Annotated in this window: 24 protein-coding genes; 19 read left to right on the top strand and 5 right to left on the bottom strand. The window is 35.8% G+C overall.

Features of this window, described 5'->3' with window-relative positions; all coding sequences use genetic code 11:
- Positions 1-3: 3 nt before the first annotated feature.
- From B9Y84_RS04480 to B9Y84_RS04460, 5 genes are all read right to left on the bottom strand, one after another.
- A complete protein-coding gene (locus tag B9Y84_RS04480; RefSeq protein WP_085515877.1) occupies positions 4-531 on the bottom strand; it encodes an LptE family protein in 528 nt (175 codons plus the stop codon).
- Positions 521-1,789 carry a sigma-54 interaction domain-containing protein gene (locus tag B9Y84_RS04475; protein WP_394334682.1) on the bottom strand — a complete coding sequence of 423 codons (1,269 nt, stop codon included), beginning with the start codon at positions 1,787-1,789 and terminating at the stop codon, positions 521-523. The genes B9Y84_RS04480 and B9Y84_RS04475 overlap by 11 nt, the downstream gene beginning before the upstream one ends.
- Before the next feature lie 12 nt (positions 1,790-1,801).
- Positions 1,802-3,268, bottom strand: coding sequence for a tRNA (N6-isopentenyl adenosine(37)-C2)-methylthiotransferase MiaB (gene miaB / locus B9Y84_RS04470; protein ID WP_085515875.1), 1,467 nt, complete (start codon positions 3,266-3,268; stop codon positions 1,802-1,804).
- Positions 3,269-3,388: 120 nt separating this feature from the next.
- Positions 3,389-4,675 carry an anthranilate synthase component I family protein gene (locus tag B9Y84_RS04465; protein WP_085515874.1) on the bottom strand — a complete coding sequence of 429 codons (1,287 nt, stop codon included), beginning with the start codon at positions 4,673-4,675 and terminating at the stop codon, positions 3,389-3,391.
- A gap of 86 nt (positions 4,676-4,761) precedes the next feature.
- A complete protein-coding gene (locus B9Y84_RS04460; RefSeq protein WP_085515873.1) occupies positions 4,762-5,523 on the bottom strand; it encodes a YceI family protein in 762 nt (253 codons plus the stop codon).
- A gap of 124 nt (positions 5,524-5,647) precedes the next feature.
- On the opposite strand from B9Y84_RS04460, the gene B9Y84_RS04455 reads away from it, so the two are divergent.
- The 19 genes from B9Y84_RS04455 (at position 5,648) to yaaA (ending at position 21,644) form a co-directional block, all read left to right on the top strand.
- A complete protein-coding gene (locus B9Y84_RS04455) occupies positions 5,648-6,160 on the top strand; it encodes a gamma carbonic anhydrase family protein (protein WP_085515872.1) in 513 nt (170 codons plus the stop codon).
- A gap of 143 nt (positions 6,161-6,303) precedes the next feature.
- Positions 6,304-7,305, top strand: coding sequence for a 3-oxoacyl-ACP synthase III family protein (locus B9Y84_RS04450; protein ID WP_085515871.1), 1,002 nt, complete (start codon positions 6,304-6,306; stop codon positions 7,303-7,305).
- A gap of 64 nt (positions 7,306-7,369) precedes the next feature.
- On the top strand, positions 7,370-7,594 hold the full coding sequence (locus tag B9Y84_RS04445) for a hypothetical protein (RefSeq protein WP_085515870.1): 225 nt from the start codon (positions 7,370-7,372) through the stop codon (positions 7,592-7,594).
- A gap of 55 nt (positions 7,595-7,649) precedes the next feature.
- Complete coding sequence (locus B9Y84_RS04440) at positions 7,650-8,246, top strand: hypothetical protein (RefSeq protein WP_085515869.1); 597 nt, start codon at positions 7,650-7,652, stop codon at positions 8,244-8,246.
- Positions 8,247-8,281: 35 nt separating this feature from the next.
- Entirely contained in the window at positions 8,282-8,449 is a 168-nt protein-coding gene (locus B9Y84_RS20380) for a Lacal_2735 family protein (protein ID WP_139827937.1), read from the top strand.
- A 10-nt stretch (positions 8,450-8,459) separates the two neighbouring features.
- Positions 8,460-8,954, top strand: a complete 495-nt coding sequence (locus B9Y84_RS04435; protein WP_085515868.1) for a DinB family protein — start codon at positions 8,460-8,462, stop codon at positions 8,952-8,954.
- 115 nt (positions 8,955-9,069) lie between these two features.
- Positions 9,070-9,414 carry a phage holin family protein gene (locus B9Y84_RS04430; protein WP_085515867.1) on the top strand — a complete coding sequence of 115 codons (345 nt, stop codon included), beginning with the start codon at positions 9,070-9,072 and terminating at the stop codon, positions 9,412-9,414.
- Between the two features lie 66 nt (positions 9,415-9,480).
- The gene (locus B9Y84_RS04425) at positions 9,481-10,047 is read left to right on the top strand and encodes a hypothetical protein (protein ID WP_085515866.1); all 567 of its coding nucleotides are present in this window, start codon (positions 9,481-9,483) and stop codon (positions 10,045-10,047) included.
- 333 nt (positions 10,048-10,380) lie between these two features.
- On the top strand, positions 10,381-10,545 hold the full coding sequence (locus B9Y84_RS04420; RefSeq protein WP_085515865.1) for a DUF1328 domain-containing protein: 165 nt from the start codon (positions 10,381-10,383) through the stop codon (positions 10,543-10,545).
- Between the two features lie 148 nt (positions 10,546-10,693).
- Positions 10,694-11,596 (top strand): histone deacetylase family protein, encoded by a 903-nt coding sequence (locus B9Y84_RS04415; protein ID WP_085515864.1) that lies wholly within the window; start codon positions 10,694-10,696, stop codon positions 11,594-11,596.
- Positions 11,597-11,636: 40 nt separating this feature from the next.
- Complete coding sequence (locus B9Y84_RS04410) at positions 11,637-12,344, top strand: rhomboid family intramembrane serine protease (RefSeq protein WP_085515863.1); 708 nt, start codon at positions 11,637-11,639, stop codon at positions 12,342-12,344.
- A gap of 190 nt (positions 12,345-12,534) precedes the next feature.
- The gene (locus B9Y84_RS04405) at positions 12,535-13,149 is read left to right on the top strand and encodes an OmpH/Skp family outer membrane protein (RefSeq protein ID WP_085515862.1); all 615 of its coding nucleotides are present in this window, start codon (positions 12,535-12,537) and stop codon (positions 13,147-13,149) included.
- Between the two features lie 173 nt (positions 13,150-13,322).
- A complete protein-coding gene (locus B9Y84_RS04400; RefSeq protein WP_085515861.1) occupies positions 13,323-15,014 on the top strand; it encodes a pyruvate dehydrogenase complex dihydrolipoamide acetyltransferase in 1,692 nt (563 codons plus the stop codon).
- Between the two features lie 83 nt (positions 15,015-15,097).
- Entirely contained in the window at positions 15,098-15,640 is a 543-nt protein-coding gene (gene hslV, locus B9Y84_RS04395) for an ATP-dependent protease subunit HslV (RefSeq protein WP_013452894.1), read from the top strand.
- A gap of 57 nt (positions 15,641-15,697) precedes the next feature.
- The gene (gene arsC / locus B9Y84_RS04390) at positions 15,698-16,036 is read left to right on the top strand and encodes an arsenate reductase (glutaredoxin) (protein ID WP_085515860.1); all 339 of its coding nucleotides are present in this window, start codon (positions 15,698-15,700) and stop codon (positions 16,034-16,036) included.
- Between the two features lie 312 nt (positions 16,037-16,348).
- Positions 16,349-18,559, top strand: coding sequence for a catalase/peroxidase HPI (gene katG, locus B9Y84_RS04385; RefSeq protein WP_176223709.1), 2,211 nt, complete (start codon positions 16,349-16,351; stop codon positions 18,557-18,559).
- Positions 18,560-18,712: 153 nt separating this feature from the next.
- Positions 18,713-20,299 carry an alpha-amylase family glycosyl hydrolase gene (locus B9Y84_RS04380; protein WP_085515859.1) on the top strand — a complete coding sequence of 529 codons (1,587 nt, stop codon included), beginning with the start codon at positions 18,713-18,715 and terminating at the stop codon, positions 20,297-20,299.
- On the top strand, positions 20,296-20,691 hold the full coding sequence (locus B9Y84_RS04375) for an acyl-CoA thioesterase (protein ID WP_085515858.1): 396 nt from the start codon (positions 20,296-20,298) through the stop codon (positions 20,689-20,691). The genes B9Y84_RS04380 and B9Y84_RS04375 overlap by 4 nt, the downstream gene beginning before the upstream one ends.
- Positions 20,692-20,876: 185 nt before the next feature.
- Entirely contained in the window at positions 20,877-21,644 is a 768-nt protein-coding gene (yaaA, locus tag B9Y84_RS04370; RefSeq protein ID WP_085515857.1) for a peroxide stress protein YaaA, read from the top strand.
- Positions 21,645-21,657: the final 13 nt, after the last annotated feature.

Here is a 21,657-nt window from a genome sequence, read left to right as displayed (position 1 = left end):
ATTTTACCAATTTGCTACTGATGCATTAAATATATCTATAATTATCTGATCTAAAATGGTTTCTATTAGTTGATCTTCTTCTGCAGTTAAAGTGGTTGAAGTGGCATCAAAATCTGCGTAAAATGAAAATGATTTATTATCGAAATTGAAAACTTCATCTTTTGTGTTAACATAGGTTACTTTTACTGTGATCGTTAATCTAGTGGCTCCTGCAGCATCTGCTTGATTAGGATTTCCTGAAGCAGTAACTGCAATTGGTTTAACAGTATAGCCTGTAATAGACCCCTCCAGCTGTAAGTCTCCATTAGATTCCACTAGTTCTAAACTGGTATTTTGCTGATAATAATCTCTTATTTCTTCCGTAAAAGTTTGTTGTAAGTTGGGTGGCCCATTTCCTGAATCATTATAAAAATATTGGATGGACATGGTTTTGATGTCTGGAGAGATTGATGCTCCTGTGAAACTGTAAACACCACAGCTACTTGTGGTTAATGCTAAAAACAAAAAAACTAAAATACTTCTAAAGGTCATATTGTTTTATTTTTCTGTACAAGGTACGCTCAGAAATACCCAAATCTCGTGCCGCATATTTTCTTTTATTCTGATTTTTGGAAAGTGCACGCTCTATCATTTCTTTTTCCTTTTTTTCCAATGATAAAGATTCTTCCTCAATCTCGTGTTCAGCATCTTGATAATCTTCTAGATTAAAACTCTCACTTGTATCATCTTCGTCATTTTTTCGACTATCTAGTAAATATGGAGTCCTGATGCCTTCTGCATTTTCTTTGAACTCATTTTGTTTCACTTCAAATAGTCCTTCATTGTCTTTGATGATTTCTTCTCCGTAATTTTCGTTCTTGAGTACATTATGTACCAGTTTCTTTAATTCTTCGACATCATTCCGCATGTCAAAAAGAATTTTGTATAAAATATCGCGCTCAGAGAAATTACTCTTATCACCACCGCCAGTGCTATCTGTACTTTTGTAAATTGCCGGCATCATATTACCTTCTTGTGGCAAATACTTCAATAAAATATCTTTATCAACTTCGCGTTCCATTTCCAACAGAGAAATCTGCTCAGCAATATTTTTAAGCTGCCGAATGTTTCCTGGATAGCGATAACCCATTAAAGCTTGCTTCGCATCTTCTGTTAGTTTAATGGGGTTGACATGATGCTTTTCAGCAAAATCTGACGTGAATTTTCGAAATAAGAGCTCAATATCTTCACCTCTATCGCGCAGAGGCGGAACAAAAATAGGAACGGTATTGAGTCGATAATATAAATCTTCTCTAAACTTCCCTTTTTCAACTGCTTGAATTAAGTTTACATTAGTAGCTGCCACCACTCTCACATCAGTTTTGACTACTTTCGAAGAACCCACTCTGATAAATTCTCCATTTTCTAGAACCCTCAATAAACGGGATTGAGTTGGGAGTGGCATTTCGCCAATTTCATCTAAAAAAATAGTACCATTATCTGTCACCTCAAAGTATCCTTTTCTAGCATCATAAGCACCGGTAAAAGAACCTTTTTCGTGTCCGAATAGCTCGGAATCTATAGTTCCTTCAGGGATTGCACCACAATTGACAGCAATAAATTGACCATGCTTTCTTGCACTTAGCTGATGAATAATTTTGGAAAATGACTCTTTTCCCACTCCGCTTTCTCCGGTTATGAGTACAGTCATATCTGTAGGAGCAACCTGCATGGCTACTTTAATGGCAAAGTTTAAATGATCGGAATTTCCGATTATGCCGAATCTATTTTTGATAGTTTGTATATCCAAAGCAAAAAGTATTTAGACCGCTTTCCCAATTAGGGTTGCACCTGTACATTCCTCTACGAAAACATTAACATAATCTCCTTTTTTATGATTTCCTTTAGGAAAGATCACTACTTTATTCTCTGAGTTTCTTCCTTGTAGTTGTTCATCTGATCTTTTTGAAGTGCCTTCCACCAAAACTTTGTGGACCTTATTTAGTACCAAATGATTGCGTTCCAAAGAATACACTCTTTGTTTATCGATGATCTCTTGCAATCTCCTCTTTTTTGTTTCCAATGGAACATCATCTTCATATTTTTTCTCCGCTAAAGTTCCTGGCCGTTCAGAATAAAAGAACATATAGGAGAAGTCATATTTAACATAGTCCATTAAGCTTAGGGTATCTTGATGATCCTGCTCTGTTTCAGAACAGAATCCTGATATCATATCAGAAGAAATGCCGCACTCTTCACCCAAAATTTCTCTGATAGCATCCACTCTATTGATATACCAGTCTCGATCATAAGTACGATTCATCATTTTTAAAATACGTGAATTACCACTCTGTGCTGGTAAATGAATATAATTGCAAATATTTTCGTACTTTTTCATCGTATGCAAGACCTCATCTGTTATATCTTTCGGATGAGAAGTAGAAAACCGAACTCTTAAATCAGGTGATACCTTTGCTACCATTTCAATCAGATTTGCAAAGTTGATAATCTCGACATCCTCTTTTCTCTCAATTTTTTCTAATCGGGCTTTGTTATTCATCTCTTCCGACCATTTGTAGGAGTCTACATTTTGTCCTAATAGAGTTACTTCTCTATAGCCCTTGTCAAATAGATCCTGAGCTTCTTTTACGATCGAAAAAGGATCGCGACTTCTCTCTCTTCCTCTAGTGAAAGGCACTACGCAGAAAGAGCACATATTGTCACAGCCTCGCATGATTGAGATAAATGCTGTTACTCCATTTGAATTAAGCCTCACAGGGCTAATGTCGGCATAAGTCTCTTCCCTGCTTAAGAATGTATTGACTGCTTTATCACCTTCATCAACTGTCTTTACCAAGTTTGGTAAATCTCTGTAGGAGTCAGGGCCTGCTACGATATCTACGATTTTCTCCTCTTCTAAAAGTTTGGTTTTCAGTCTCTCAGCCATGCATCCTAATACTCCAATTTGCATTCCAGGCTTACTTGCTTTGACTTTATTGAAATCAGTTAATCTTTTTCGGACTGTTAGCTCTGCTTTTTCTCTAATAGAGCAGGTATTGAGTAATATAACATCAGCTGACTTGAAATCATCTGTAGTATCAAATCCATTATCTTTCATAATGGAAGTGACAATTTCACTATCAGAGAAATTCATTGCACAGCCGTAACTTTCAATATATAATTTTCGGTTTTTGCCAGTATTTTCTTCTTTTGATACTTGAACAGCGCAAGACTCGTCTGTCTTTGTTTCTTCTGCAATAATGTCCAAGTCTTTAATCAATTCACTCATATTTGTAATTTATAAAGTGCTTTGTGTTGTATTAATTTATAGCAGGCAAAGGTAGCTAATAATTCTAGAAAATGACATTATGGCAGTAGTTTTTCCTTCGGAAAAGTAATCTTTTTAAGATTATATGATGCCCAGCGTTTTTTCTATTGCTTTGGCTTTCAAAAGGCATTCTTCATATTCAGTTTCAGGATCGGAATCATAGGTGATGGCACTGCCAACTTGATAATTGATAGCATCCGTTTTTTCATCATAGTAGATGCTCCTAATCAAGACATTGAAATCAAAGTCATGGGCTCCATTGAAATAACCAATACTTCCAGAGAATACATTTCTTTTGCTGCATTCGTAATCTTCAATCAATTGCATTGCTCTAATTTTGGGTGCACCTGTCATGCTACCCATTGGAAATGCATTTTTGATTACTTCACAGGAACTGACTTCTTTTCGCTTTGTAGCAGAAACGGTGCTGATCATTTGGTGAACCTGCTGAAAGCTATAAATCCCAAAGATTTCATCCACTTTTACACTTCCACTCACGGATGATTTAGCCAGATCATTGCGGACTAAATCTACAATCATCATGTTTTCTGCTCGTTCTTTCTCGCTTTTAAATAGCTGTTTTTTATTTTCAAGGTCTTCTTTTTCAGTCAAGCCTCTGCTGGCAGTGCCTTTTATAGGTTGACTTATTATTTTTTGGTCTTTGAGCTTCAAAAAGCGCTCTGGTGAAGAAGAAATAATGTGTTTTTTGTCTATTTTCAAATATGAAGCAAAGGGAGCAGGAGAGTTGCTGCATAATTTCTGAAAAACTTGAATAGGATTTAAACGTTTGGCAGTAGCAGAATAATTAATGCAATAATTAATTTCATAAATATCCCCTTCTACAATGTGGTTTTTCAACTGATTAACTTTATTAATATATTCTTTTTTACTCACCCATGATTTGTAACGACTAACTGATGGTTGCTCTTGATTTTCAGAAGGGATGAAAGATAATGTCTTTTGAATTTCGTCTTTAAAATAGTCTAAATCTGTACTCTCAATAGTAAGATGTTTTTGATCAAATGAAAGTAAACAGTCAGGACTAAAAAAATTCATTGGGTCCCAATTGATTATGGAAGGATGATGACTTTCTAAATCCTCTAATTCGTTTTTTAAGTCGTACCCTAAATATCCGAATATCTTTTTGTTCGGATTAGCATGCAAATATGATTGTAGACTTTCGAAAAATGGAGCTCTAAGATTCAATTTTTGATTTCCAACAGCAATAACTTTTGGGAAAGCTCCGAAAGGGTATTCTTTTACCTGCTGGGGGTAGAAAGCGACAACATTGGGGTAATTTTCTACCCAATTTAAGATAGACTCCCAAGCATTTGGAAATGGTGATATGTCGATTTTAATAGATTCCAATAGAACTGATTTTGATACAAAATTGCACAAAAAAAGGCTGCTAAAAAATATTAGCAACCTTATCAATTATTTTTAAAGACTTAGAATTACATGTTTTTTGTTTTGGCATCAATATTAAAGCCAACCCCAACAGTATTATAAATAAATTTATCTTTTGCTTTATCGACTGCTTTCGACTCATCTCCATACATCAAGCCCCATTTAGTTCTATCAATACTGAAGTTAGTAAAAGCCTTTACACCGTTGTCAGTAACCTCCACCTTCGCAGGTACTGTTATTGCTAATGTTTTACCTCTCATTGTCAGATTACCAGTTACTTCGTGAGTAGCACCTTCCAATTCAAAATCTGGTAATTCCATAATCTTCTCGTCTTCAGCTGGTTGTTCCATATCGTTTTGGTAAGAGTCATAGCTATCCGCTGTTTTCTCTGATTTTAGAGGCTTCAAGGATACTAACTCAAATGTAACTTGAGGATGATTCGCTGCATCGAAAAAATCATCTGATTGCAAATGGCCAACTAGTTTTTGGTGACTTTCTTGATCATCTTTCAAATCAGTGATTGCGATTTCATTTAAATCGAATACAAATTTACCTCCCGTTACTTTGCCATCTTTAACAGTAATTGATCCGTCAGACAACGCAATATTTCCATAATGTCTTCCTGTAGGTTTGGTACCTACGAATTCCATATTAGCCTCATCAGAAGAAACTGCTACTTCCATTCCCTTTGCTTCAGTTACTTCTTCAGCTTCGCTTACTTTTGCTTCGTCACCTTTAGGATTTGAAGTACACGCTAGCGCCAAAATGATGGCGAAAGCAAATGCGCTTATTGTTTTTAAAATTTTCATAGATTAGTGGTTTTATTGTTTAGTTCGAGTAACGCTTGAAGTTTTATAAAGTTTGTGAAATCATAAAAAAAAATATACATTAATATGAAATGTAGGTACATCTATTATTTAAAAACAAATTAAAATGGGAATAATTAAAGAGTGTGAGGGAAAGATGCCACTAATTGGAGGGAATTCTTTTGTAGCAGATAATGCTGTGATTGTTGGTGATGTGATAATTGGAAAGGATTGTAGTATTTGGTGGGGTGCTATTATTAGAGGAGATGTGAATAGTATCGTAATAGGAGATAAAACTAATATTCAAGATGGTGCTGTAATTCATTGTACATACAAAAAGGCGTCTACCTCAATAGGTAATAGTGTGTCAATAGGACATAGGGCAATTGTTCATGGGTGCAAAATTGAAGATTCTGCTTTGGTGGGTATGGGCGCTATCGTAATGGATAATGCGGTGGTTCAATCCAGTTCAATAGTAGCAGCAGGTGCGGTGGTTTTGGAGAATACTATTGTAGAGTCCGGATATATATATGCAGGTGTTCCGGCAAAAAAGGTAAAAAAGATCGAAGGAGAATTACTAGAGATCTTCGAGAAGACCGCAAAAAATTATACACTGTATAAAACTTGGTTCGAAGAATAGTCTTCAATGCTAAGCCCCATCGGTAATTACGCTGCATGACTACTATTTTTGATTAGAATATAAGATTGCTCTATATTGAGGCGCATTTTGAAAATTATGTAAATATAAAGTGCATCAGGAAACGATAATGGAGTAAAAATACTATGAAAAATTCAAAAATAGTGGGCTTAGGTCATGCTGTGCCTTCCACAGTAGTGACTAATCAAGATATAGCCAAATGGATAGATACAACAGATGAATGGATTACTGAAAGGACAGGTATTAAAGAAAGGCGCTTTTTTGATCCTGAAATAGAGGGTTCTTTAGCAAAAATGGCAAAAATAGCTGCTGATATGGCTTTGAAAAATGCCAAGATGAAAAATGAGGATATTGATTTCATCATTTTTGCGAGCATTACGCCAGATTATTTCTTCCCTGGATCTAGTGTATTATTACAGCGAGAAATGGGGATGGATACGATTGGTTGTTTAGATATCCGAAATGCCTGTTCGGGATTTGTCTACAGTTTATCAGTAGCTGATCAATTCATTAAAACTGGCATGTATAAAAATATTATGGTTGTTGGTGGAGAGATCCAATCTACAGCAATTGACATGTCTGATCGTGGGCGCTCTACTGCTGTTATTTTTGGCGATGGGGTAGGCGTTGCCATCATGAGTGCAAGTGATGAACAAGGAGTTCTATCTACTCACCTTCATGCAGAAGGAACTTATGCGGAAGAATTGTATGTAAAAGATCCTGGAAGTAGTCGTTCCAGAGAAGAAAGACAGCCCGAGCAAATTTTAGATACTTCGGGTTATAAGGTCTATATGAATGGGAATATGGTTTTTAAGCATGCTGTAGTTCGTTTCCAAGAGGTGATTCACGAAGCATTAGAAGCTAACAATTTAAAACCTTCAGATATTGATATGTTGGTTCCTCATCAAGCTAATTTAAGAATTTCCAAATTCATTCAATCCAAAATGGGATTAACAGATGACAAGGTTTTCAATAATATTCAAAAATACGGAAATACTACTGCTGCATCAATTCCGATTGCGTTAAGTGAAGCTTGGCACGAAGGAAAAGTGAAAGAAGGAGACTTGGTTTGCTTAGCGGCTTTCGGTAGTGGATTTACTTGGGCCTCTGCTCTTATTAGATGGTAATTATCTCATTTTAGATGTTATTTTTCTATTTTAATTATTAGATTTAAGAAAAACGGAACGAACAATGATCACGAAACAATATAATCCCAGTCAACTTGAAGTAGAAATTGCGAAAGCAATTAAAGAATTGGCGCCTGAAATAGAAGGTAAATTGAGTCAATTTAAAATAATCAATGTGGAGGATAAAATAAAAGCAGATAATCCTATGGTAAGGATTAAATTAACTGATAACGATAATGATCAGCATGAGGTGGTCTTGAAAATCATCCAAAAGCCAGATCAGGTTTAATAATTACAAAATTGTATTATACAGGGTGGATTAAAAAAATTCACCCTTTTTATTTATGTCAAAATTCACGACCCAAGAATTAGATTTAGCTTCAGATCCCACTGTTCTATTGATTAAATATAGGATGATAGAAAAAGTTTGGGATTATCTGGAAGACATGCAAAAGGAAATCCGGAAAGAACTTGATTCTTTTGAAGACAAATTGCCTTCTGAACTAAATTTAGTGCATGGTAAAATATCCAAAGGGGAAAATTATAAGTACTTGCCTTATTTGATGCTGGATTTTCCTGCTTTTTTCACCAAAAAAGATATTATTGCTTTTCGGACCATGTTCTATTGGGGAAATTTCATTTCTTCAACTTTTCATCTTCAAGGTAAATTCGTTCAGAAATATGGAAAAAGCCTCCTTCATAGCTTAAAAAATTATGGAAAGGTGTATTTTTGTGTAAATAATTCTCCCTGGGAGTACGATTATAAATCTAGTAATTATGTGCTACTTGATAAAATGGATTCAGTAGAATTGGAAGACCATGTTCAGAATACGGGCTTTATAAAATTGAGTATTAAATTTCCTGTGGAAGAAATGCCTGAAAGAAAAACAGATATGATGAATTTTCTACTGGCAGGATTGAAAGTAATTCAAACAAATTGAGTTAAGGGCTGTTTTCAAACCTAAATTAAAAAACTATGTTTGGATTATTTAAAAAGAAATCAGAAAAAGAAAAGTTGAACGATGAGTACAAAAAGCTATTAGCTGAGTATCATAAATTGAGCAGTATTGACAGAAAGAAAGCTGATCAAAAAATGGCCGAAGCTGAAGAGGTAGCCAAAAAAATGGATGCCATAAATGAGTAAATAAAATCTTATGAAATTATTACACGCTCCTTTTTATCAAGGATATGTTGATTTAGTCCAAGACGACATTGAGACTGAGCTTAAACATCAGATCAGTGAAGTAGCTGTTCTAATCAGTAATATTCCCGATAAAAAATGGAAGTATCGATACGAGAAAGGGAAATGGAGCGTGGCTCAATTAGTACAACACTGTATTGATACTGAGCGCATCATGGTTTTCCGTGCTTTATCACTCGCTAGAGGTGAAAAAACTTCCTTACCTGGTTTTTCGGAGAACGATTATGCCCAAGCCTCCGAATATTCTCGTCAGGACAAGCTAAAAATGGCGGAAGAGTTTTATAATTTAAGAAAAAGTCACTTATCTTTATTCCAATCAATGCCAGAAAAAATTCTGAATATAGAAGGGGAGGCGGATGGTCAACCCATATCTATTATAAGTTTGTGGTATATTACCGTTGGGCATTGGAAACATCATCAAAAGGTGTTGAAGGAAAGATATTTTTAAAGAAAACTATTTCGAATGAAATCGACATTAAGAATTGAGGTTGGTGTTTTAGAGCATCTCAAAGTCAATTTTTAATCAACGATTCCATGTGACCAATTTAAACAATTAAATACACATGAACTTTTTAATCAAATTAGTATTATCCTCACTGGCTGTAATAGTTGCATCCTACATACTTCCAGGCGCCCATGTAGAAGGTTTTTTTGATGCACTCGTTGTTTCATTGTTTTTAGCTCTTTTCAGTGCTACCTTAAAACCTTTACTGGTTATATTAACAATTCCTGTGACAGTATTTACCCTAGGTTTTTTTCTACTGGTAATCAATGCTTTAATGATTATGTTAGCAGATTATGTAGTGGACGGATTCTATGTTGAAGGCTTCTGGTGGGCTTTGTTGTTTGGTGTTATTTTAGCGATTGTGAACAACATATTTGAAAGTGTTAGCAAAAAGCGTGAATAAAAATCATTTTATTGCGAAGTTTGAAAAAAAATTGTAATTTATTTCTCCGTTACAAACCAGACAATTATGAGTGCTCAAAATCCAGGCTTCGATGCCGCAGAAATCGACAAATTGAAGCAGAATATTGCTCAACAGAAAAACAAATTTGTTTTGGTTGATACCGATGACAATAATGAAGAGTATAAGCATTTTCGCTTCACGGGAATGTATGAAGGAAAAGAGGTGATTTATGATGCAGTTATTTATACCTTAAGACTTCACCATGCCAGCGAAGTTTATGAGCTGGCTGAACACAAAGCAGCACAGAAATTTCCTAATTTTAAACCCATAAAATTTCAAGAAGACGAGAATGGTGATTTAAGAACTCTGGATGATGTAGAGGAGGAAATTGGGCTTTACATTGCTGAAATGATTGATGATATTGAAGATGAAGAGCTCGTGAAAGTTCAAGAGCATGTTGACATGGATAATGGGGGGGAATATGGTATCGGACTTGATGTTGGATTAAATGTTGAAGAGGTGGATGAGGAGGTGATGAATAATTTTATATCCGATTTTAATGAAGATCACTTAGAATTAGATGATACCCTATACGCTTTTGTGTCAAATGAAGAAGAATATGATGCAGAGTAGTTTGCTTCCTGCATGAAAAAGAGTGAGAATCATTTGCAATTGTGTCTGCCTATAATCACATATTGCCAGCTATAGACTATTAAAAAAGGTAAATAGGATTAATAGGTTAAATAGTCTCGCTGCACTGCCCTATCTAACAAAACCATTTTCACAATTACAGCTGAAAGCAGCTCAATAAGCTTCATTGATTATTTTTGATAAATGCGGATGTCATCTTTTTAGTTGTATCAAAATTTAGACCAATCGTAAAAGGATTAAACCTTTCTCTACTAATTTGCGTACAAAGGGATATAAAATAGATGAAAATATATTTTTTAACCTTAAACTATAACTATGTTAAGATGGATAGTAATTTTCCTAATTGTTGCACTAGTTGCAGCAGTACTAGGATTTGGAGGCATAGCCGCTGGAGCCGCGGGAATAGCAAAAATAATTTTTTACATATTTTTGGTGCTACTCGTCATATCTGTAATTGCTAGATTAGCAAGAGGCAGATGATCAAAAGTGAAATTTTCTAATTAGGTTTTAATAAATTGCTGATCTTAGTGATCAGCTTTTTTTTGTTGCTTTCACAATATCGAATTTATATTCTCAAATTTTTGAACACCCTTATTTAATTACAGTTATTGAAATATACTTTTCGTAGATGTTAAAAATAGCTTTTAGACCAGAATACGCTCATCCTTTACCTAAAAATCATCGTTTTCCGATGGAGAAGTATGAATTGCTGCCTGAGCAATTACTCTATGAAGGGACGGTAACAGAAGATAATTTTTTTTCACCAGACTTATTATCAGAAAGTGAAATTCTGGCTGTTCATAAAAAAGATTATTGGGACAAACTCAAGAATCTAACTTTGAGCAGGAAAGAAGAAAGAAGAACCGGCTTTCCATTATCGGCTGCGTTGGTTGAAAGGGAAAGGATAATAAACCAAGGTACTATCGATGCCGCTAATTATGCATTGCAGTATGGAGTCGCTATGAATATTGCTGGAGGAACTCACCATGCATTTACCGACCGGGGAGAAGGCTTTTGCTTATTAAATGACATTGCTATAGCCGCTCAATACCTATTAAGAACTGCTAAAGCTAAAAAAATATTGGTAGTGGATTTAGACGTCCACCAAGGAAATGGAACAGCGGAGATTTTTCAAGATAATCCTTACGTCTTTACCTTTAGTATGCACGGAAAAAGTAACTATCCTATGCATAAAGAGACCTCTGATCTGGATATTGAATTAGAAGACAAAACGGATGATAAAACCTACCTTGATCTATTAAGAAAAACGCTTCCACGATTAATTGATGAGCAAGAACCAGATTTTATCTTTTTTCAATCTGGTGTAGATGTCCTAGCAACAGATAAGCTGGGCAGGCTAGGGATGAGTATTGCAGGATGCAAAGAAAGAGACAAGATCGTTTTTGAGCACTGTTATAATAACGAAATTCCAGTGGTAGTTAGTATGGGAGGGGGTTATTCGAAAAAAATAGCTCATATTATTGAAGCGCATGCCAATACCTACCGTCTTGCCCAGGACATCTACTTTTAATTATCGATACCTTTTTTGAGAAATTTCGTATATTGAATGTATGTCTAAAGAAAAGTCCCTTTTTCGACAAAGTGTGGTCTTCGGTAGCTACATCATTTTAATTCTTTGGCTTGTGAAAGCCGTAGAGTGGGCTTTTGCTGCAAATTTTGCTCATTTCGGTATTATGCCGAGACACCTATTGGGAACTATCGGAATCTTTACTTCACCATTTATTCATGGTGATTTCCTGCATTTATTGTCCAATAGCTTTTCTTTAATGTTACTTATTATCATACTTTTTTTCTTTTATGATAAAATTGCATTGAAAGCATTGCTGTATATATATGTTGTAACAGGGATTTTTGTATGGATTATTGCTCGAGAGGCATACCACATTGGTGCTAGTGGAGTCATTTATGGCATTGCATCTTTTATTTTATTTAGCGGACTTTTGCGAAAAAACCAATCTTCCTTAGCACTGTCTTTTGTAGTTTTGCTTTTATATGGTGGCATGTTCTACGGTGTTTTACCTCAAGATGGACATATTTCCTGGGAGTCACATTTGATGGGCTTATTGAGTGGGCTTCTTGTGGCCCTATGGATGAAAAATGAATTTGCGGGACAGGCTGAATTGAAGCTTTATTTTGAAAAGGATTGGGAAGAGGAAGATTTTGAAGATGATGGTGAAAATTATAATTTCACAAACCCTGATCACCAATTTTTGTATGAGTATCAAGAATCGAAAGACAATAAAGAGAAGAAAGATTGAAAATTTTCTGGAGCCAAAATGGAACAGTCGGATATTTTTTTTGATTTATTTCTCATTGTCAGTTGGTTACTAGCAACCGTAAGCCTTACCAGAATGCCTCAATGGAAATCCTAAATTTATAAGCTTTGCGCTTTAATTTGTTTGATTAACTTTGCAATCGATTATAAAACCTAATTTAAATAACATACACGTGAAGAACTTATCATTAATTCTTAATATCATTTTAATTGTGGCAGTCGCCTACTTGTTTATAGATAAATTTAGCGGCAGCGAACAAGTTGAGGAAAGTACTGGGACTGAACAAAAAGATGACAAAATTTATCAAAATGTAGCGATTGCCTATGTTCATTCTGATTCTCTACTAGCAAATTATGATTTCATGCAAGAAATTGAATCAGAATTGGGCGAGTTATCTCAAAAATACGAGAACGAATACCAGAATAGAGCACAAGGACTGCAGAATGAGATCAGTGATTTTCAAAGGACAGCTCAGAATTTGACAGTTGCTCAGGGAAAGGCTCTAGAGGAGAACTTGATGAAAAAACAACAGAATTTACGAGTTTACCAAGAAGATTTGTCTAGAAAATTACGACAGAAAGAGGCAGAGTTGAATAACGAATTGTATAAAACTATAAGTGATTATTTGAAGGAGTACGGTGACGAGAACAATCTTCAATTAGTTTTAACTTATTCGAGAGGAAGTGATGTTTTGTATGCTAATGATGGTCTAGAAATTACTAATGAAGTGATTGAAGGACTGAATAATGCTTTTAAACAGAAAGCAGATTCTGCAGCTTCAAAATAAATTATTTTATTTTTTTACTAAGGCCTGCACCTACAATGGAGCGGGCTTTTTATTTTCACGTAAATTCAAAACAATAGGAAAGTTTTGGGGTATTCTTAATACTTTATTTCAATTAATTTGAATTAAGGTTGAAATCCCGTTATTTTTGACAAGTTTAATAGAAATCGACATATATGGCTGAAGTAATAAAAATGCCCAAAATGAGTGATACCATGGAGGAAGGCGTAATAGCCTCATGGTTGGTAAAAGAGGGCGATGAAGTATCATCAGGAGATATATTGGCTGAGGTTGAAACCGATAAAGCCACAATGGAATTAGAGTCATTCGAAGACGGTGTAATTTTACATATCGGAATAAAAGAAGGAGATGCAGTTCCAGTTAATGGAGTGATTGCGATCATAGGTGAAAAAGGAGAGGATATCGATGGTTTACTGAAAGACATCGAAAATGGTGAAGATGCTGATGGTTCCGATAAATCTGATGATGATAAGTCTGATGATAAAAAGGAAAGTAAAGATGATGATGGTGGTGGTGACGAAGTTGATGCTTCAGATGTAAATGCTAGCCTAATTACTATGCCTAAAATGAGTGATACCATGGAAGAAGGTGTGATAGCCTCATGGTTGAAAAAAGAAGGCGATAAAGTGGAAGCTGGCGATATCTTAGCAGAGGTGGAGACTGATAAGGCTACCATGGAACTTGAAGCTTATGAAGACGGTACTCTCCTTTACATTGGAATAAAAGAAGGGGATGCTGCTCCAATCGATGGGGTAATAGCCGTTATCGGTGAAGAGGGTGCTGATTACAAGAAATTGTTAAAAGCACACGAGCAGAAATCTTCTGGAGGTGAAAGCAAAAAGGAAGAGAATAAGAATAAATCGGAAGATCAGAAATCAACTGAAAGTAAATCTGATTCCGGAAGCCCTAAACCATCTCCAAAAGCTGAATCAGCTAATACAGAGAAAAAGGGGAAAGATGGCGGCCGAATTTTTGCCAGTCCATTAGCTAAAAAAATTGCTCAAGATAAAGGTATTGATTTAGCAGATGTAGACGGGTCAGGTAATAACGGAAGAATTATTAAGTCTGATGTAGAAAACTTTACTCCTAAACAAAAAGCTAGTGAGGGTGCGAAACAAGAATCGAAATCCGAACAATCTATCAACATTCCACAAGTAGTTGGTGAAGAGCGATATGAAGAGGTGAAAGTTTCTCAAATGAGAAAAACGGTGGCCAAGAGGCTGGCTGAAAGTAAGTTTTCTGCTCCCCATTTCTATGTAACCATGGAAATTAACATGGATAAGGCCATGGAAGCCCGGAAGAGTATCAATGAAATGAGCCCTGTAAAGATTTCATTTAACGATATGGTGATTAAAGCAGTGGCAGCTTCATTACGTCAGCATCCTAAAGTAAATAGCTCTTGGATGGGAGATAAAATAAGAAGAAACCAACATATCCATGTGGGGATGGCTGTGGCAGTAGAAGAAGGCTTACTTGTTCCTGTTATCCGCTTTGCAGATAATAAATCTTTATCACATATTGCCGCTGAAGCAAAAGACTTTGCTCAGAAAGCTAAAAATAAGGAATTGGAGCAGAAGGATTGGGAAGGCAATACTTTTACAATTTCCAACTTAGGAATGTTTGGTGTCGAGGAATTTACAGCTATAATCAATCCTCCTGATGCTTGTATTTTAGCAGTTGGTGGAATTAAGCAAACTGCAATCGTAAAAGATGGCGAATTGGTTCCAGGTAATGTAATGAAAGTAACCCTTTCATGTGACCATAGAGTAGTGGATGGAGCGGTAGGTTCAGCATTTTTACAGACCTTAAAAGGCTTGTTAGAAGATCCAGTGAGAATACTGATTTAAAATTTTTATTAACTTGTATTATGAAGTCTCGTTGTTTTATAACGAGACTTTTTTATTACTAATACTTAAGCCAAAAAATTAAAATGTCAAAAATAAGATCAACTACCGTATGTGCGGTTGTGCATAAAGGACAAGTAGCTATTGGAGCTGATGGTCAAGCAACAATGGGGAATACTGTCGCTAAAAGTAATGTCAAGAAAATAAGAAAATTACAAGACGGAAAAATAGTCACCGGCTTTGCAGGTTCTACAGCAGATGCCTTTAATTTGTTAGAGAAGTTTGATGAGAAACTCAATGCCTTTGGTGGAAATATGAAACGCTCCGCTATAGAGCTTGCTAAAGAGTGGAGAACCGACAGGTATCTGAGGAAGCTAGAAGCAATGATGATTGTAGCTGACAAAGATGAGGTATTAATAATTTCTGGAACTGGAGACGTCTTGGAACCTGATAATCAAATTGCTACAATAGGTTCAGGAAGTATGTATGCACAATCTGCAGCAACAGCTTTAAAAAAGCACGCAGGTGATAAATTATCTGCTGAAGATATTGTGCGAGAAAGTTTGCACATTGCGGCAGATATATGCATTTATACTAACCACAATTTAGTGGTAGAAACAATAGGATAAATTTAGAAATCCAATGCTATTAATTTTATTTTGAAAGGCCTAGAAAACGAATAGACTATGAAATTTTATCATAATCCTAGATGTGGAAAAAGTAGAGAAGCATTGAAATTATTGAAGGAAAAAGGAGTTGAGCCTGAAATTGTTCAATACATAAAGCAAGTTCCAACTCATGCCGAATTGGAGGATGTTCTACAGAAACTTGGTATGAAGGCTGAAGATTTATTGCGTAAAAATGAGAAGGTTTTTAAAGAACTTTACAAAGGGAAAAATCTGTCAGACTCAGAATGGATTGAGGCTATGATTGCAGAGCCCAAATTAATAGAGCGTCCGATCTTGGTAAAGGAAGATAAAGCTGTGGTCGGAAGGCCTCCTGAAAAAGTATTGGATTTGCTTTAATAATTCCAATAGTAGAAATTCGAAAAAGGTGATAAGCATTTAATGTCTATCACCTTTTTTTATGCATTTTTTTCGATAAAAGAGGAAGTTTTATGTTTTCTCAGAAAAATACTTTAGAAGAAAAGTCCACGATAAAAGTCAAGGCAATTGTAAATAGTGCTTTCATAATTTAAGTTAATTCTTTAAATTATGATGAAATTAAAAAAGCTAATCATATAGTTTTTGATTATATTACGATAAGAAATATAGATAAAAATAATCAAAAGTTATATCGTAAATTACAACTAGTAAGAGAAAATAAAATTTTATACTATGGAACATATGAATAATCTAGGCGATGTAGGAAAGTGCCCCGTAATGCATGGTGGCAATACTAAAATCGGTGGAAATGGATCAATGAATAAAGACTGGTGGCCTAACCAGCTAAATCTGGGGATATTGCATCAGCATTCTTCAAACTCCAATCCTTTAGGAGAGGATTTTGATTATGCAGAAGCATTTAAGAAAGTAGATCTTAAAGAATTAAAGAAGGATATAGAAGATGTTTTAACAACTTCACAAGATTGGTGGCCTGCCGATTACGGGCACTATGGTCCTTTTATGATTAGGATGGCATGGCACAGTGCAGGAACTTATAGAACTGGTGATGGTCGTGGTGGTGCTGGAACTGGTAATCAACGATTTGCTCCGGTTAATAGCTGGCCTGATAATGGTAACCTAGACAAGGCAAGAAGACTACTTTGGCCAATCAAGCAGAAATTCGGTAATAGTGTGTCTTGGGCAGATTTATTTATTCTTACCGGGAACGTAGCATTAGAATCCATGGGCTTTAAAACTTTTGGTTTTGGTGGAGGTCGTGAAGATATTTTTCAGCCCGAAGAAGATATATACTGGGGAGCTGAAGAAACATGGCTAGCAAATAATCGCTATTCAGGTGAAAGGAATTTAGAAAATCCTTTAGCTGCTGTTCAAATGGGATTGATATATGTAAATCCGGAAGGACCAGATGGGAATCCTGATCCGCAAAAGTCTGCGTATGATATTCGTGAGACCTTCAAAAGAATGGCAATGAATGATTACGAGACAGTGGCTTTAACTGCAGGTGGTCATACTTTTGGTAAAACACATGGTGCGGGTGACGCTGCTTTGGTAGGACCAGAACCAGAAGCTGCTCCAATGGAACAAATGGGCTTAGGTTGGATTAGTAGCCATAGAAGTGGAAAGGGTAGAGACACGATCACCAGCGGTTTAGAAGGCGCATGGACCCCAACTCCAACTCAATGGGATATGAGTTATTTTGATGTCTTATTTGGGTATGAATGGGAATTGTCCAAGAGCCCCGCAGGTGCGCATCAATGGGCTCCAAAAAATATTGCTGACAAAGACAAAGCACCTGATGCAGAAGATGCTTCTATGAAGGTCGGTATTATGATGACTACTGCCGATATGGCCATGAAAGTAGATCCTGATTATCGTAAAATAGCTGAGCATTTTCATAAAAATCCTGAAGAGTTCGCTGATGCATTTGCAAGAGCTTGGTTTAAATTGACCCACAGAGATATGGGACCTAAGGTTCGATATTTAGGAGCAGAGGTTCCATCTGAGGATTTGGATTGGCAAGATCCAATTCCTGAAGTTGACTATCAAATAATTAATGATGCGGACATCAAAGAACTGAGAGCTCAAATTTTGGAAACTAGTTTATCTGTTTCAGAATTGGTTTACACGGCTTGGTCATCTGCTTCAACTTTCAGAGGGTCAGATAAAAAAGGAGGAGCTAATGGTGCCAGAATCGCTTTGAGTCCTCAGAAAGATTGGGAAGTGAATCAACCAGCTCAGTTATCTAAAGTGTTAGAGGCACTTTCTGATCTTCAGAAAAAATTCAATGATGCACAAACGGGAGGAAAAAAAGTATCTTTAGCAGATTTAATTGTGCTAGGTGGATGTGCCGCAGTAGAAAAGGCTGCAAAGGATGCAGGTCAAAGTATCAAAGTTCCTTTTACTCCTGGAAGAGCTGATACTACTCAAGAATTAACCGATGCTGAATCTTTTGAATGGTTGAAACCAGAAGCTGATGGATTCAGAAATTACCGAAGAGCCGCCTTTACTGTTCCAGATGAGGAAATGTTAATTGATAAAGCGCAGTTGTTAGAATTGAGTGCACCGGAAATGACTGTTTTGGTAGGAGGATTAAGAGCCTTAGATGCCAACTACAATAATTCTAAGCATGGAATTTTGACGAATACGCCTGGTAAATTAACCAATGATTTCTTTGTGAACATCACCGATATCAATACGGAATGGGCACCAGCGAAAGAAGATGATGTTTTTGAGGGTAAGGATAGAAAAACCGGAGAATTAAAATGGACAGGCACTAGAGTAGATTTAGTGTTTGGTTCCAATTCTCAGCTGAGAGCAATTTCTGAAGTTTATGCTCAAAATGACGCAAAAGCAAAATTTGTAAAGGATTTTGTGAAAGCGTGGGATAAAGTAATGAACTTAGATAGATTTGAATTGAAATAAATTTAATGTTTATTCTGAAAAGAAAGGCAGCTTGAAAAAGTTGCCTTTTTTTTTTATGGAGTTATTTTTTAAATAAAACTTGAAACAGTATTTCCATAAATTTTATAAATATTGGCAGAATCGAGTTAAATTGCATTTTTAATATGGCAATGAATGAAGCTAGAACACACATTTATATACCTTAGTTTTTTCTTAATCTTGAGTGCCTGCAATAAACCAGATATGAAAGAAAGTAAAGTTAAATCTGTAGTGGAATTTCCGGAAGGTGTAGCTTATGAGATATTTATTCAATCTTGGGCAGATGGAAATGATGATGGGATAGGAGATTTCATAGGTGCAACGCAAAAATTAGATTATCTGCAAGAGTTAGGTGTTGCTGCAGTATGGTTGATGCCTATTATGCCATCACCAAGCTACCATAAATACGATGTAACTGATTACAAAGCGATTCATCCCGATTATGGTTCAATAGAAGACTGCAAGACTTTTGTTGCAGAGGCCCACAAAAGAGGAATTAAAGTGGTAATCGATATGATTATCAATCATACAGCTGCCGATCATCCATGGTTTCAGGAAGCCAAAAAAGGAAAGAACAATCCATACCGAGATTATTATGTGTGGGCAAATAAAGATAGCATAGTCGATCAAATTGCTAAAAAGGAAGTTACGCAGGATTCAGATAATATCACGCAGTGGCATGCAGTTGATGGGAAGGAGGAGGATGAACATTTTTACGGCTTTTTCTGGGGTGGAATGCCCGATTTGAATTTCGATAACCCACAGGTCAGGAAAGAGATTTATGATATTGCTAGATTCTGGTTAGAAGAGATTGACATTGATGGTTTTAGGCTAGACGCGGCCAAACACATTTTTCCTGATGATCGCTTAAAAGATTCTTATGAATTTTGGCAAGAATACAGAGATGAAATGAGAAAAATTAAACCGGATGTGTATTTGGTAGGAGAGGTGTGGGCCTCTTCAGAAGTGGTGAAAGAATTTGCTAGAGGACTTCCAGCCTTATTCAATTTTGATTTAGCAGGCAGTATACAACAATCAGTTATTCAAGAAAAAAATGTAGCTGCTACAATTGAAGGACCCAGTTGGGTGAATCTGCAAAATGAAGATTTGATAAGCCGATTGATTAATCAGCGAGAGGTATTTCAGTCAGCAACAGCTGATTATATGGATGCTATTTTCCTTAGTAATCATGATCAAAATCGTGTGATGAGTAATTTTAAAGGGGATGCCAATAAAGCTAAAATGGCAGCTTCTATTTTATTAACCCTCCCCGGAACACCTTATATCTACTATGGTGAAGAAATCGGGATGCTGGGCAAAAAACCTGATCCTAACATTCGGGAACCATTTTTATGGCATAAGAAAGCTAATGATTCGGTTAGAACCGCATGGATGGAACCACAGTTTACCAAAGACAAGACAGTTCAGCCGCTTAGCACCCAAATGAATGACGAAAAATCAATTTGGAAACATTATCAAAAATGGATTAAGATTCGAAATGAATCGGAAATCCTGACGAAAGGTGAACTAGAAGCATTAAAAAATGAAAATGTTAATTGCTTAGCCTTTACCAGGTCTTTAGGGAATGAGAAATTGAATGTGGTGCATAATTTATCTGCTAGGCCCCAAGCTTTTAATATTGAACCTTCTAGAGTGGTCATCGGGCGAGAGAATCTACAAAATGACAGCATGAAAGCGTATAGTACAATTATTTTCAAATGAGTAAATTTCAATTAGAAATAGAAACAAAGGCAACTGATTTTGACGGAATGGGCCACATCAATAATGTGGTTTATTTACAATGGGTGCAAGATGTAGCAGAAGCGCATTGGAAGTATGTTTCAGGGAAAAATGATCATGAAAGTAATCTTTGGGTAGCCCTCAGGCATGAAATCGATTATAAGAAAGAAATTAAGCCTGATGAAAAGATTGTTGCGGAAACCTGGGTGGCTTCTATGGAAGGGGTTAAATCTGAAAGAATGACCCGAATATTTAATCCAGAAACAGCGCAAACAAAAGCGGAGGCCAGAACTTTCTGGTGTTTAATAGATGCTAATACGAAAAGGCCGAAAAGAATACCAGAGGAAATGAAAGAGCGGTATAAAGCCCCTTAATCCGCCAGCTGGCAGGAAATTGGAAGCACTGAATTAGGTCAGTACCGAAGGTCAGACCGGTGAAAATTATATGATCCAGAAAATTTATCTATTATTTGAAAAAAGTCTTGAGTCTAGACTCTAGTTTCTAATAATTGTAACTTTTTCAAATGTGGTAAGTTTATAATTCAAAATTAAAAATAACTATGATTGCAATATTATCGCCAGCGAAAAGTCTGGATTTTGAGAAACGATTTGATATAAGAACTACAAATAGGCGCTTTAATGATGAAACAAATCAGCTAATTGAAGTACTGAAAACTAAATCGGAAGAAGAGGTTGGCGAGTTGATGAATATCAGCGATAAATTAGCGCAATTGAACGTAGAGCGTTACGATAATTTCAAGAATAAGTCTCCAAAACATGCCAAACAAGCTATTTTAGCGTTTCAAGGAGATGTTTACCAAGGATTAGAAGCAGAAGACTTCACTCATGAGGAACATGATTATGCACAACAACACATCCGGATCTTATCAGGTTTATACGGCTTACTACGGCCATTAGATCTGATTCAACCCTATCGATTGGAAATGGGCACTAAATTGGAAACAGATAAAGGGAATAATCTTTATGAATTTTGGGGTGATAAAATCACGAAGGAACTGAAAAAAGATATAAAATCACAGGGGGATAATATATTAATTAACTTGGCTTCAAACGAGTATTTCAAATCTGTCAACAAAAAAGAATTAAAAAAGGATTTTCAAATTATAGATATTGAATTCAAGGATTTCAAGAATGGTCAATATAAAATCATTTCATTTTTTGCTAAGAAAGCAAGAGGCTTGATGTCAAGATATATAGTCAAAAACCAAATTGAGAAAGTTGAAGAGTTAAAGGGCTTTGATCTGGATGGTTATTCTTTTGATGAAAAAGATTCAACTGAAACAAAATTGGCTTTTAAAAGAGGTTAAACATCAATTATTT

Source organism: Marivirga sericea (assembly GCF_900177665.1).
Lineage (GTDB): Bacteria > Bacteroidota > Bacteroidia > Cytophagales > Cyclobacteriaceae > Marivirga > Marivirga sericea.
The sequence above is the reverse complement of the archived record's forward strand: the minus strand, read 5'-3'. Positions and strand labels throughout refer to the sequence as shown.

What these genes read in the sequence shown, in the direction of transcription:
- B9Y84_RS04480 (WP_085515877.1), bottom strand. Translation starts at nt 531, where the DNA reads ATGACCTTTAGAAGTATTTTAGTTTTTTTGTTTTTAGCATTAACCACA.
- miaB (WP_085515875.1), bottom strand. Translation starts at nt 3,268, where the DNA reads ATGAGTGAATTGATTAAAGACTTGGACATTATTGCAGAAGAAACAAAG.
- B9Y84_RS04460 (WP_085515873.1), bottom strand. Translation starts at nt 5,523, where the DNA reads ATGAAAATTTTAAAAACAATAAGCGCATTTGCTTTCGCCATCATTTTG.
- B9Y84_RS04455 (WP_085515872.1), top strand. Translation starts at nt 5,648, where the DNA reads ATGGGAATAATTAAAGAGTGTGAGGGAAAGATGCCACTAATTGGAGGG.
- B9Y84_RS04450 (WP_085515871.1), top strand. Translation starts at nt 6,304, where the DNA reads ATGAAAAATTCAAAAATAGTGGGCTTAGGTCATGCTGTGCCTTCCACA.
- B9Y84_RS04445 (WP_085515870.1), top strand. Translation starts at nt 7,370, where the DNA reads ATGATCACGAAACAATATAATCCCAGTCAACTTGAAGTAGAAATTGCG.
- B9Y84_RS04440 (WP_085515869.1), top strand. Translation starts at nt 7,650, where the DNA reads ATGTCAAAATTCACGACCCAAGAATTAGATTTAGCTTCAGATCCCACT.
- B9Y84_RS20380 (WP_139827937.1), top strand. Translation starts at nt 8,282, where the DNA reads ATGTTTGGATTATTTAAAAAGAAATCAGAAAAAGAAAAGTTGAACGAT.
- B9Y84_RS04435 (WP_085515868.1), top strand. Translation starts at nt 8,460, where the DNA reads ATGAAATTATTACACGCTCCTTTTTATCAAGGATATGTTGATTTAGTC.
- B9Y84_RS04430 (WP_085515867.1), top strand. Translation starts at nt 9,070, where the DNA reads ATGAACTTTTTAATCAAATTAGTATTATCCTCACTGGCTGTAATAGTT.
- B9Y84_RS04425 (WP_085515866.1), top strand. Translation starts at nt 9,481, where the DNA reads ATGAGTGCTCAAAATCCAGGCTTCGATGCCGCAGAAATCGACAAATTG.
- B9Y84_RS04420 (WP_085515865.1), top strand. Translation starts at nt 10,381, where the DNA reads ATGTTAAGATGGATAGTAATTTTCCTAATTGTTGCACTAGTTGCAGCA.
- B9Y84_RS04415 (WP_085515864.1), top strand. Translation starts at nt 10,694, where the DNA reads ATGTTAAAAATAGCTTTTAGACCAGAATACGCTCATCCTTTACCTAAA.
- B9Y84_RS04410 (WP_085515863.1), top strand. Translation starts at nt 11,637, where the DNA reads ATGTCTAAAGAAAAGTCCCTTTTTCGACAAAGTGTGGTCTTCGGTAGC.
- B9Y84_RS04400 (WP_085515861.1), top strand. Translation starts at nt 13,323, where the DNA reads ATGGCTGAAGTAATAAAAATGCCCAAAATGAGTGATACCATGGAGGAA.
- hslV (WP_013452894.1), top strand. Translation starts at nt 15,098, where the DNA reads ATGTCAAAAATAAGATCAACTACCGTATGTGCGGTTGTGCATAAAGGA.
- arsC (WP_085515860.1), top strand. Translation starts at nt 15,698, where the DNA reads ATGAAATTTTATCATAATCCTAGATGTGGAAAAAGTAGAGAAGCATTG.
- katG (WP_176223709.1), top strand. Translation starts at nt 16,349, where the DNA reads ATGGAACATATGAATAATCTAGGCGATGTAGGAAAGTGCCCCGTAATG.
- B9Y84_RS04380 (WP_085515859.1), top strand. Translation starts at nt 18,713, where the DNA reads ATGAAGCTAGAACACACATTTATATACCTTAGTTTTTTCTTAATCTTG.
- B9Y84_RS04375 (WP_085515858.1), top strand. Translation starts at nt 20,296, where the DNA reads ATGAGTAAATTTCAATTAGAAATAGAAACAAAGGCAACTGATTTTGAC.
- yaaA (WP_085515857.1), top strand. Translation starts at nt 20,877, where the DNA reads ATGATTGCAATATTATCGCCAGCGAAAAGTCTGGATTTTGAGAAACGA.